The organism is Candidatus Symbiopectobacterium sp. NZEC135 (assembly GCF_025962695.1).
This window is the reverse complement of record NZ_JAGFPF010000010.1, coordinates 36,532-48,662: the sequence shown is the minus strand read 5'-3', so window position 1 is coordinate 48,662 and position 12,131 is coordinate 36,532. Positions and strand designations below refer to the sequence as shown.

Annotated in this window: 10 protein-coding genes and 4 tRNA genes; 1 reads left to right on the top strand and 13 read right to left on the bottom strand. The window is 53.9% G+C overall.

Annotation, left to right across the window (positions count from 1 at the left end; translation table 11 throughout):
* Positions 1-28: 28 nt before the first annotated feature.
* From J5224_RS08075 to J5224_RS08060, 4 genes are all read right to left on the bottom strand, one after another.
* Positions 29-838: an amino acid ABC transporter substrate-binding protein gene (locus J5224_RS08075; protein WP_264624867.1), complete on the bottom strand. Its 810-nt coding sequence runs from the start codon at positions 836-838 to the stop codon at positions 29-31.
* Positions 839-849: 11 nt separating this feature from the next.
* Positions 850-1,377 (bottom strand): GNAT family N-acetyltransferase, encoded by a 528-nt coding sequence (locus tag J5224_RS08070; protein WP_264624866.1) that lies wholly within the window; start codon positions 1,375-1,377, stop codon positions 850-852.
* A 13-nt stretch (positions 1,378-1,390) separates the two neighbouring features.
* Entirely contained in the window at positions 1,391-2,755 is a 1,365-nt protein-coding gene (purB, locus tag J5224_RS08065; protein ID WP_222158877.1) for an adenylosuccinate lyase, read from the bottom strand.
* A gap of 193 nt (positions 2,756-2,948) precedes the next feature.
* Positions 2,949-4,022, bottom strand: coding sequence for an iron-containing alcohol dehydrogenase family protein (locus tag J5224_RS08060; RefSeq protein ID WP_264624865.1), 1,074 nt, complete (start codon positions 4,020-4,022; stop codon positions 2,949-2,951).
* 496 nt (positions 4,023-4,518) lie between these two features.
* Here J5224_RS08060 and J5224_RS08055 point away from each other — a divergent pair, with 496 nt between their 5' ends.
* On the top strand, positions 4,519-5,328 hold the full coding sequence (locus tag J5224_RS08055; protein WP_264624916.1) for a transporter substrate-binding domain-containing protein: 810 nt from the start codon (positions 4,519-4,521) through the stop codon (positions 5,326-5,328).
* A gap of 109 nt (positions 5,329-5,437) precedes the next feature.
* Here J5224_RS08055 and J5224_RS08050 read toward each other — a convergent pair.
* The 9 genes from J5224_RS08050 to wzxE form a co-directional block, all read right to left on the bottom strand.
* A tRNA-Pro gene (locus J5224_RS08050) sits at positions 5,438-5,514 on the bottom strand.
* A 53-nt stretch (positions 5,515-5,567) separates the two neighbouring features.
* A tRNA-Leu gene (locus J5224_RS08045) sits at positions 5,568-5,653 on the bottom strand.
* Between the two features lie 23 nt (positions 5,654-5,676).
* Positions 5,677-5,752 (bottom strand) — tRNA-His (locus J5224_RS08040).
* A 96-nt stretch (positions 5,753-5,848) separates the two neighbouring features.
* Positions 5,849-5,925: transfer RNA gene (locus tag J5224_RS08035), tRNA-Arg, on the bottom strand.
* 139 nt (positions 5,926-6,064) lie between these two features.
* Positions 6,065-7,456 (bottom strand): bifunctional threonine/serine APC transporter ThrP, encoded by a 1,392-nt coding sequence (gene thrP / locus J5224_RS08030; RefSeq protein ID WP_264624864.1) that lies wholly within the window; start codon positions 7,454-7,456, stop codon positions 6,065-6,067.
* A gap of 222 nt (positions 7,457-7,678) precedes the next feature.
* Positions 7,679-8,419 carry a lipopolysaccharide N-acetylmannosaminouronosyltransferase gene (wecG, locus tag J5224_RS08025; RefSeq protein WP_264624863.1) on the bottom strand — a complete coding sequence of 247 codons (741 nt, stop codon included), beginning with the start codon at positions 8,417-8,419 and terminating at the stop codon, positions 7,679-7,681.
* 9 nt (positions 8,420-8,428) lie between these two features.
* The gene (gene wzyE, locus J5224_RS08020; RefSeq protein WP_264624862.1) at positions 8,429-9,802 is read right to left on the bottom strand and encodes an ECA oligosaccharide polymerase; all 1,374 of its coding nucleotides are present in this window, start codon (positions 9,800-9,802) and stop codon (positions 8,429-8,431) included.
* A complete protein-coding gene (locus J5224_RS08015; RefSeq protein WP_264624861.1) occupies positions 9,799-10,884 on the bottom strand; it encodes a TDP-N-acetylfucosamine:lipid II N-acetylfucosaminyltransferase in 1,086 nt (361 codons plus the stop codon). The genes wzyE and J5224_RS08015 overlap by 4 nt, the downstream gene beginning before the upstream one ends.
* A complete protein-coding gene (wzxE, locus tag J5224_RS08010) occupies positions 10,881-12,131 on the bottom strand; it encodes a lipid III flippase WzxE (protein WP_264624860.1) in 1,251 nt (416 codons plus the stop codon). The genes J5224_RS08015 and wzxE overlap by 4 nt, the downstream gene beginning before the upstream one ends.

Here is a 12,131-nt window from a genome sequence, read left to right as displayed (position 1 = left end):
GGAAAAGAGATGACAAAAAGCGCGTCGGTTAGTGAGCTTGCGGTGCGGCGGTAATGTCCTCACCGAAATATTTCACAGAAATCTCTTTCAGACGGCCATCAGCGCGCATTTTCGCCAGTTCGGCATTGAACTGCTCACGCAGTTTGTCGCCTTTTGCATCTTTGTGGAACGGGAAGCTGACTTCCTCGATCACCAGCGGATCGCCGACCAGTTTGAACGGCAGGTTACGCTTGTTGATTTCAGCCAACAGGATCGGGCGGGAATTGACATAGCCTTCCACGCGCTTAGACAAGGCATCGTTCATTGCACCATCGCGGGTTTCATAGGTGCGGATGGTTACGCTGCCGTCAGCAAACGCTTTCTTCAGGTTATTAACGTGGTTAGAGCCCAATACGCCTGCCACGGTTTTGCCTTTCAGGTCGTCCAGCGTGTTGATGTTGGCGTTGTCTTTATGCGTAACAATCTGGCTGCCGTAGTAGCTGTAAACATCGGCAAAGTTATACTTTTCTTTGCGCGCCGGAGTGATCGCCACGACGTTAGCCACGGTATCGAGTTTGTTCGCTTCCAATTGCCCCATCAGGCCGCTGAAATCGGCGGTAACCCACTCGATTTTGTAATTCAGATCTTTCGCGATGGTTTCCGTGACTTCAACGTCAAACCCCACCAGCTTGTTATCTTGCTTAAAGCCGCTCGGGTAGCTTTGTCCGGTAGAACCTACGCGCAACACCGTGCTGGCTTCTCCGCCCGCTGCTGCTTTTTTGTCCTGAGAGTCACAACCCGCCATCAGAAAGGCAGTGGTAAGCGCTAACGCAGACAAAGTCAGTTTTTTCATTATCATGTTCATGCCTCTCATTGGGAATTTTTCTTCTTCCACTGGTGATAACCATCCTGGTCTAACACTTTTTCCATATAAATCGTCAGGTGGCCTTTACCCAGATTCGCCTGCCCGACTTCGTTAAAACCGTAATGCTTATACATCTCGATAAGCCAGGGATGGCTCTGTGCCGTGCCCAAAGAAACCGCAGGTGCCTTGAGTTGCCCTATCAGCACCGTTTCTTCCAGCCACTGCATCATCTGGCGGCCAAACCCTTGCCCTTTGTAGTCCGGGTGGGTGGCGAACCACCCCAAATGCGGCAAACCATACGGGCCAGGCTCCGGCCCCCAGGGGTAACGGATGCTAAACGACGACACCATCACGCCGTCTTTCTCCAGCGCATAAACACCGTGGCGCGTAATATGGCGACGCACACTATCGATATCCGCCTCAGCCGCGGCAAAGTGAATGCCCAGTTGGCGAATCGGTTCATAGGCCGCTAACGCCAACGCCAGAAAGGCTTCATCATCTTCCAGCGTGAGCTGGCGAAACACCGTACTCATGTTTAACGCTCACTTACGCTGGCAGCAGACCAGAGTTGTCGGCATAACGAATCACTTCATCCACTTTCTGCGGTGCACAGCCCAAATAGTTGACCGGGTTCAGCCAGGCGTCAAGTTCCTGCGCGGTAACCTGCGCCGACAACACCGGATCTTCCAGCAGCACCTCTTTGAAGTGACGATTCTGTTCAAACGCCTTCATGGAGCACTCGTACACCAAATGGTGTGCGGTTTGTTTGCCCATACGTTTGCCAATTTCAAACATCACTTTCTCAGAGAGCAACAGGCCGTTTTGCAGTTCCAGGTTCGCCAGCATCTGCTTTTCATTCACCGACATACCGCGCAGGATACCCAGCGCATTCTGCAATTGCGCAGAGAGGTAAATGTTCACTTCCGGCAGTGCAATCCACTCTGCGCGCCAGCTCATGGCGTCACGCTCGTGCTCCACTTTCATGGATTCATGAATCAGTGATGCGCTTTTGAAAATGGGTGCGGTCAGGCTAGCCAGCCCTTCCAATGCCGCCGGGTTACGCTTGTGCGGCATGGTGGTGGAGCCAATTTTGCCTGCTGAGAACGGCTCTTCAACTTCGTTGATTTCCGTGCGCATCAGGTTATACAGTTCGTTGCCAATCTTGCCGAGCGTGCCGCTGATCAGTACCACTACAGAAGCATATTCGGAGAAACGATCGCGCGCGGACTGCCAGCCGATGTTTGGCGTACCCAGCCCCAATTTATCCAGCGTCAGGCGCTCAATTTGCGGCCCCAGTTCGCCGAACGAGGCATAGGTACCAATTGCGCCGTTCACATTACCCACCAGTACGCGGGCTTTAATCTCTTTCAGACGCTCCAGATGGCGAACAAACTCATCCAGCCATACCGCCAGTTTAAAGCCAAAGGTGGTCGGTAACGCCTGCATGCCGTGGGTGCGCCCCGTCATCGGCGTATGCTGATACTTTTTCGCCAACCGTTTCAACTCAACCGCCATCAATTGCGTGTCGCGTTCAACAATGGCAAAGGCTTGCTGCAATTGCAGCACCGTGGCGGTATCCACGATATCTTGCGTAGTCACACCATAGTGAATGTATTCACCTGCGTCGCCACACTGCTTTTGAATCGCGGTGATGGTGGGCATCAGGGAGTGTTTCATACGGACCGCGTCCTGCGCGATCTCTTCCACATTCAGTGCGCTTGCATCCGCTTTAGCGGCAATGGTCTGTGCGGCGTCGGCCGGGATAACGCCCAGTTCTCCTTCGGCCAGCGCCAGCGCAACTTCAACGTCAACCTGCTTCGTCAGACGGTTATGTTCTGACCAGACAGCACGCATTTCGGGCGTGCCAAAGTTGTTCCCGATGAGGAGAAAATCAATGAGATGTGATGCCATAGCTTACTCGTTCGTTGGATGTGTCAGGCGGGATTTTTGTCGTCGTTCTAATCTTGGGAATATAGCATGCGACAAATCGGCCCCTATATATCTTCTGGATCTATCTTATATTCAGAAGATTGGAAGATAGATCGTTTACCACACATCCAGACGTAACGCTATATTGATATCCATCACATCCCGTAAAACCGCATCACTTGCCGTATTGCGTTGTTAATATAGCCCGTTGAATCGCCTCGGGTGCCAGTGAAAACGGCAGCAGTGCGGCGCTGGCAGCGGGAAATTTAAAGGTGTGAGACAGCGTGTCAGCCAATTCGGCATAGCGTGCTTCCGCCACCGGCAAGCGCTCCGGAGCATCATAGCGCTGCAACTGTGCCAACAAATCGGGATCAACCGAACCGTCATCGCGCGCCACGAGCGACTGCACCCGCAAGCCGTAGCCCACTTTCTCTCCGTGCAACCAGTCATGCAGTTCAGGAACGTGCGTCATTCGATTATGAATCGCATGGGCCACGCCGGGTGAAGGGGAGTCATCACGCATGCTGTTTGCCAATCCGGCCAGTGCGATATTGGCATCGATCACCTTTTGCAATGCCACCGTCACGCGCTGTTCGGCATTATCTTTCAGTGCCTGTTCACCCCACTGTACAAAGGTATCGCGGGCGAGTGTCGCCACCTGCACTTTAAGGTTCAGCGCCAGATTATCGCCGTTTTTCGCCAGATAAGGCTGAAATTCATACCATTTAGCCAGCGCATCGACGATCCCGGCTTTCAGATAGCGCACATCACTGTGGGCAATCACGTCACTGTCAACCAGCACCATCACCGGCATGTGTTGCAATACCTGCGTTCCCTGATGCCCGCCCTGCTCATCATACAGAATACTGATCGGAGACCAGGCTGCGCAGGTAGCAGCAATGGTCGGCAAGGTGATTGCCTGACCATTCTCCAGCCCGTCAGCAACCGCTTTGGCACAGTCCATCACGCGTCCACCGCCAACACCGAGGACAACCTGCACGCCGCGTTGAGCTATTTCACGCTGATGGTGTGCAATCGCCTCGCGCGTGCATTCCTCTTCCAACAGGTACACATCAAACTGCACGTCGGACTGCATCAAACTGGTAGAAAGTGCATTTTCTACCGCAGCCCAAGCGCGTGGGCTGGTCAACACGGCAATGTGACGAGAAAATGGCGCAATCAGTTCACCCACACGTGAAAGCAGGCCAGATTGGTGGTGATAGACACCGGGAGATTTGATAGCAAACACGGCAATTCCTTGATTTCTCTACGCTGTGCCAACCCATACGCACAGGCTATAAAGCGCAATAGTAAAAGCCTGGCAGCAGGTTGTAACCGATCAAATGGTCATAAGATATAACGTGAAGGTATAAATTCCCCTTTGTTTTGAATGATATAGTTTTCAAACAAACAACGCTCTGTCACGTCCCCCCAATGTGCATCCCATTGTTGTTAGCCTGCCATTACTCTCAGAACTGATGAGCGCGTTGCAAAGCGTTAACCCGATTTCGTTTTAAACCCTAAATAATTCGGGTTGCAGGAAGGCGGCAAGTGAGGGACAAATCTGTCTGGAACAGATTTGAACAGCGCCTGCGCTGGCCCGCGGGGCGAATCTCAGGGATGAGATTCATATATCCCGATGAGCTTACTCAGGTAAGTGATTCGGGTGAGTGAATGCAGCCAACGCACCTGCAACTTGAAGTATGACGGGTATTAACCAGGAATGTTGAAACAGGAACCCCATGATGAAAATCCAATTGACCCGCCACGTCAGTGCCGCACTGCTGACCCTGCTTGCCGCCGTAACACTGGCTGGCTGCGATAATAACAAGAGTGCGGAATCGCAGAGTAAAGTGCTACGCGTGGGCACGACCGGCCAAAGCTTCCCGGGTTCTTATAAAGAGAACGGCACGCTGGTCGGCTACGATGTCGAGGTTGTGGAAACCATCGCTCGCGAACTGGGTTATCAGGTTACTTGGACCACGGCTGATTTCAGCGGCCTGATGGGCCAGTTGGAGGCCGGAAAGCTGGATACCGTGGCCAATAATTTTGTGAAAACCGCTGAGCGTCAGAAAAAATACAACTTCACCGATACTTACCTTACTTATGCCACGCAAATTGTCACCAGCGTTGAGAACAAAGACATTCAGTCACTGGACGATCTTAAGGGTAAAACCGTATCCGGCGTTTTAGGCTCAACCCACGTGACCAACCTGCGCAACGCCTTTCCCAACAATGACGTCACCATCCGCACCTATGAAACCCGCGACGGGGCGATGAATGATGTGATCAACAATCGCGTTCAAGGCTATGTCAACTCCCGCCCTATCCTGCTGGCAGAGATCAATAAACGTCACCTGCCGCTGAAACTGGTAGGTGAACCCATCTCCAATGAGCAGGTCTCGTTCCCGTTTGCCAAAACGGCGGAAGGCGATAAGCTGCTGGCCGCATTCAATCAACAGCTGCAACAACTGCGTCAGAACGGCCAGTTAAAAACGTTGGCAGAGAAGTATTTCGGCAGTGATAAAGTGCTGGAAGGCGGTAAAGCGGAATAAAACGATTTTCGCCCTCGCACAGCGGGGGCGTTTTTTTATAGAGCAGGCTATACGGATGCAGAAAGCAAAAAGCGGCTATTCCTGAGGAATAGCCGCTTTTCACAGAAAGTGGTCGGCGAGAGAGGATTCGAACCTCCGACCCACTGGTCCCAAACCAGTTGCGCTACCAAGCTGCGCTACTCGCCGAAATGCTTTTTCAACGCTATCAGTGTATCACACTGACTGTTGATGACGTTCGTTGGTGCGAAGAGAGGGACTTGAACCCTCACGTCCGAAGGACACTAACACCTGAAGCTAGCGCGTCTACCAATTCCGCCACCTTCGCATACATTCACGAACATCTGAATCTGGGGTGGCTAATGGGACTCGAACCCACGACAACTGGAATCACAATCCAGGGCTCTACCAACTGAGCTATAGCCACCAATGTACTGCTTACAACTAACGATAGAACCGGTACTTCCTTTACGGTGAATCGTACCACCGCAGCGCTTGCACACAACTCTTATAAAGAAGTTATTGGTGCGCCCGACAGGATTCGAACCTGAGACCTCTGCCTCCGGAGGGCAGCGCTCTATCCAGCTGAGCTACGGGCGCATAGCGCCGTTGCGGGTGGGGATAGTACGGATTTAATCTCTGCCTGTCTAGTGCTTTTTTTATCGAAATGATGCGTTTGCTTATGCTTTGCGCATTTCGTACCGAAAACACACAGCCAGCGACAATCCCCACCCATGAATCAGGCTTCGGGTGCCGTTAACGCCTGTTTTTTACGCCCTTCCAGCACGGCGTAAATCAGGCTAACCACGGCAAGAAACCCCATCCCTACCAACAAGGACATCCGCGTGTCTTCATTGATATACATTCCCACCAGTACACACAGCAAAAAGGCCATGGTCAGGTAGTTAACCCACGGAAACAGCACGGACTTAAACGGATGGCCCGCCAATTGCGCTTGATGCTGCTGACGAAAACGAATTTGGCTTATCAGCACCACAAACCACGGCACCATGCCCGGCAGCACGCTGGCGCTGTAGACATAGACGAACACTTTTTCTGGGTTGGGAATAACGTAGTTTAGCGCCGAACCCAGCAGCAGACAAAAAATAGAGACGGTCACACCCGCCGCAGGCACACCGCTGGCCGTGACTTTGCCTACCCAGGCCGGTAGCTGACGGTTGTTTGCCAGTGAATAAAGCATACGACCACAGCTGTACATCCCACTGTTACAGCCCGACAGCGCGGCGGTCAGCACCACAAAGTTGATAATACCGGCTGCGGCGGTAATCCCGATTTTGGCAAAGGTCAGTACAAACGGACTGCCAGCGGTGCCAATTTCATTCCACGGGAAAATGGTGATGATGATAAAGATGGCACCCACGTAGAAAATCAGAATACGCCACAGAATATTGTTAATCGCGCGCCGCAGGGTAATTTTAGGGTTCTTGGCTTCACCAGCGGTGATCCCAACCAGCTCCACGCCCTGATAAGAGGCCACCACCAGACACAGCGCAAACAGCAGCCCTTTCCAGCCACCCGCCAGGAAACCACCGTGCTCAGTCAAATTGGCAAAGCCCGTCGCCTGACCGTGGTTACCAATGCCAAAAAAGATAATACCGACGCCGACGACAATCATCACAATGATGGTGGTGATTTTAATCATGGCAAACCAGAACTCGATCTCACCGTACAGACGCACAGCGGCCAGGTTGGCCAGCGCGACCAGCGCCACGCACACGATAGCGGGGATCCACTGCGGCAGCTCCGGGAACCAGTACTGCACGTAAACGCCAATGGCGGTGATTTCGGAAATCCCGACCGCCATCCACATAAACCAGTAGCCCCACGCGGTGAGATAGCCAAAGAACGGGCTCATGTATTTATGTGCATACACCGCAAAGGAGCCGGTGACCGGTTCCATATAGAGCATTTCGCCCATTGAGCGCATGATAAAGAAAACGAATATCCCGGCGACGATATAGGCCAGCAGCACAGAGGGGCCAGCCCACTTCAATGCGCTCGCCGCGCCCATAAACAACCCAACGCCAATCGTTCCACCCAGCGCGATCAGCTCAATATGTCGCGCCTCAAGCCCACGGTGGAGCTTGCCTTGCGTTTCCTCGTTTGCCATAGTTCCTCAGTCTTAAATGTTGTGTTTCCCTCCCAGTTTCATACCGGGTTTTATGCTGTCTATCCCGCTTTTGAACGGGTTAGTGCATTTTAGGCAGCATATCCTTCTGCATTTTTCGCTGATCAGCAAATAGTCATTTAAAATCAAATGAGCATAAAGATTCGGTTTTAAGTGCCAATGGTCATAACCAATCGCGATGGCTTAGAAGAGGGGGGAACGCCGTTACAGGCGTCCGCTGAAGTAGTAGGCGAGGAATTTTAATAGCTTAATCTGACGTGTAATGCGGCTGGGTTGGCTCAGCAGCCGGTAAAGCCACTCCAATCCCATACGCTGCCACGCCAAAGGCGCGCGTTTCACATGCCCGGTGAAAACGTCGTAAGTGCCACCCACGCCCATATACAGCGCCTGCGGGTGGTAACGACGGCAATCACGCATCAGTATCTCCTGACACGGAGAGCCCATCGCCACCGTAACGATACGCGCCCCGCTGGCACGCACGCGTTCAAACAGTGCATCGCGCTGTTCCGGTGGGAAATAGCCATCCTGGCTGCCAACGATATTCACCTGCCACTGCGTCCGCAGTTTCTCTTCGGTCTGGCGCAGTATCGCCGGTTTTCCACCCAGCAAAAAAACCGGAGTGCCTTCAGCACCCGCTTTTTGCATCAGCGCTTCCCACAAATCAGCCCCGGCGACACGCGTCACCTCCGCCTGCGGATATTTACGCCTAATGGCGCGCACAATACTGATGCCGTCGGCATACTTGTATTCAGCCTCGGCAATCAAATCCCACAGCGGCTTATCCTGCTCGGCCGCCAGCACCTTCTCGGCGTTGATTGCCACTAACGTACCGGTTTTGACTTCACCATCAGCGAAAAGGTACGCCAGACAGGCTGACTGGTCCGCAAACCCGTGCAGCGGGATATTGCGAATGCGATAAAGCGGGACAGAAGCGGGATGTTCCATGAAGGCTCCTTAGGGTGTATCCGGAGTGTGAGGGGGCAAGGCGGAAGGTGCCGCAGGCGAACGCGCCCAACGCTGACGAATCAGGCCCGCACGTTCAAACAGCCAGTAAAGCAACTTCGCCACCAGCACGCACAGCCCAAACACCAAGATAAAAAACACCACGCGCGACACAAAAGCATCGCCGCCTTCTCGCACCAGCACCATCAGGTTAAAGATGGCACCAAAGCAGAAACTTTGCAGTACCGCTGCGCTGTAGCGATTCTGGCTGCGACGGCCCGATTCATACAGGGCATCAAACCACTTGACGATAAGGCCCACCACGATGGCACCGAGCGGAATAAACCACACGCCGCCCATCACCACCAGCGATCCCAGCAAGGTCGGCGAAATCGCCAACCCAGAGTGGTTATTGAGCACTTCCCAGGTGAAGTAATTAGCGCTGTTGAGCACCAGATTAGGGCGTGCGGGCCACAGCCAGGACGGAATAAACACGTAAAAATCACGCACGATGGGGGCGAGCCCCTGAAATTCGATGTCACCGTAGTGTTGCCACAGCAGCGCCAAATTTTCCCAAGGCGAGAAGGTATCGCGCGTCAGATAAAGAAAGGTGTAAAACGCTTCTGCTCCACTTACATCCAGACTGTAGCGCTTTAATGCCAACCAGAACATGGCGGTCACGCCCACCGCCCCCGCCGCGGCCAGCATCCACAGCGTGATCCAACCGCGCTGGATGCCGATGAACAAGAACAAGGCAAAAGCAATAATGATATTCGCCCGCGTACCGCCGACAATCAGGTAGGTCAGTATCCCGAATCCGACGGTGCCCACCAGAAACAGCAGCCAGGCACGGCGTGTCTGGTGCAGGAAATAGACCACCAGCATGGCGGGAATAAAAAAATAGAAGAAGCGCTTCAGGGCAACGCCCGAGACCTCGCTGGAAAAGATCTGGCTGTAAGAACGCAGTTTGAACAGTAAAAAACCGTTGTTGATAAAGAAGATAGCCACTGTTACCACGGCCACCAGCGCCAGCAATAGCCACGTCAGGTGCGTTTCAACGCGATTCATCACGAGCCAGGATTCGCCGGGCGGTCGACGCTGCGCCCGCAGACGGGTTTTATACGTCACGTAATAGATGGCGTAAAACGCGGTTGCCGACAGCATTGCCTGAAGCAAATAGGTCGCAGGCACCACCGCCACATTGAATTTGAATGCCAGCAGGCAGGTAAAGGGAAAACCGAAATAGAACGTCAGCAGAAACAGTATCGAGAACAGTACGTTAAAGTTAAAACGTACACGACGAAACTCCTGCCAGGTCAAAAAGAGAATAAAGCTGAGCGCAAACAGATACACCACAACCAAGCCGCCGAATTCGCCCTGTGTCATGGTTTGGTCCCCGCCGCCAACGTCAAGGCATCGAGCCATCCTCGCTGATAGTTAGGCTGGAAGAACGCAATGCGGCGCTGATCCACGCTCGCTATCTGACGTTGCGCTTCACGCACTACCGCTTCCGTCAACGTATCGCCGTAAAACAGCACCGGTAAATGCTGCTCGGCCAGATCCTGCCAGAAGGGATTCTTCCGGCTGATGACAAAGGGCACCCCGCACTGAATCAGCAGGCAAAGCGTACCTATGCCTTGCTGACGCGGGAAGATAAATACCCCGAGATCGCAACTGCGCAACATATTCAGATAATCGTCAAACGCCAACTGTTCACGCAGCAACTGAAACTGTTTCGTGCCAAACAGCGTTTCACCTTCCTGTGCCACCTGATTGATGTAGTCTTCATTGTTCGCGGGATATCCCATAGGGACAATCACCCGCACCCGCGACCCCAATTGCTGATGAATGGCCCACAGCGCTTCGATATGCCGATTGCTCTTATCGCCGGAATTCCCCACCAGCACGGTCATCGGCCCGGCCAACGGTTTGGTCACGGTCTCTGCCGTCAGCGCCGGGTTCATTTTGGTGGGGAAATAAAGCAGCGAGGCCGGCACGTCAGTATACCGCTGCCGATAGAAATCCAGATCGCCACGCGTGGCAAAGACATGACCGATACGCCCCTGCGCCATGCGACGTAGCAGGTAAAACAGGCGATGCTTCCACTGCGTGGCCTCTTCATACAGATCCGCGCCCCACACATGCCAATAGGCCTGGGCCGGTTTGATTCGCCTTCCCAGCAGCGCCAGCCAAATCCACGGGTTGAACTGCCCGTGGAAAAAGAACCGCGTCTGTCGACAGTCCCGTGCTTGCGTCACCACTGCCTGCGCTAACGCGCGCTTATCGGCATAGCAGGTTAACGTCAACCCAGGAAAGGCCTGCTGCAAGCCCTCATCACGGGATACCACCATAAAATGCGTGACCACCGGCGCAGGGAGTTGCGTTGCCAGCACGTCATGGAAGAAGCGCAGCACTGTCTGGTTATGATGCGGGATATCCGATCCCAGCACGTGAATCAGTGTCGTCATGGTCGCCTACGGTAAATAAGAAAAACACAACAGCACAGGAAAAAGTAAACCACATAGGTCAACATATAGGCTTGCGTGGCCCCCAACGCGCCGTGGCGCGGAATCAGCCACTGGGAGAAGCCACTCAGCAACAGAAACTGGCTCAGTTCCGCCAGCAGATAAAAGCGCAGCGCCGCTTTGGCAATCACCAGATAACCAAAGACATAGGCTCCCACTTTCATCACATCGCCCACCAGTTGCCAGGCAAAGAGATCGCGCATCGGCACAAACTGCGGGGAAAACAGCAGCCAGATAGCCACATCGCGCAGTAACCAAATAGCAAGGCTGACAGCAGCTACCGCTGGTATAACAAACCGCAACGCGCGGCCAATCTCGCGCGCAATCGCCGGTTTTTCCTGCAACCGCGCTAGCGTCGGCAATAAATAAACCGAAAACGCCGCCGTGATAAATTGCAGATAGGCATCGGATATCGCGCTCACACCCTGCCACAAGCCGACGGCGTCCCACCCGGCATGCGCCGCAAGCACGTTACGCATCATGATATAGGCAACGGGCACCGTTACCGCCGTCATCACCGCCATCAACGTAAACTTACCTAACTGCGTGGCGAACGCGCGGTCCCATACCGGACGCAAGTGCTGCCAGCGCAAAGGGGTGTGCCGCCACAGCAACACACCGGCGGGTAGAGCAATCAACGCCGGTACCAGCGCTAACCCAACCAACGCCCCTGAATAGCCCCCCAGCAAAAAGCAGGCAACAAACGCCACCAACCCAATCAGGCTGCCCGCGACAATCGCCAGCGCATTGCCCTGTGCGTCCCGATACCCTTTCAGGATAGCCAAAAAGAAGTTAGCGCAGGCAATGCCCATTTGCAGTAACGCCAACAGGCGGATCACGTCACGATAGCGATCGTCGCCAAACAGCGCCGTGGCTATCGGCCCGGCCGCCAGCATAAACAGGAGTGCCAGCGCCGATGAAAAGAGTGCAATCAGCGTCGCTGACGTCCCCAAAACCTGTTGCAGCGACTCCGGCTGCTGCTGATGGCGCGCCACCAGCATGATCACGCCATTAAATATTCCTGCGCCTGACAGCACGCCCAATACCGTGATCAGTTGCCGGTAATTCCCCGCCTGCCCCACGCCGCTCGGGCCGAAGGCCACTGCCAGCAATTTGATAACCACCAGGCCAATGGCGATTTTGACCAGCGTCGAACCCGCCGTCCATAAAGACGCTTTTGCCAATGACAT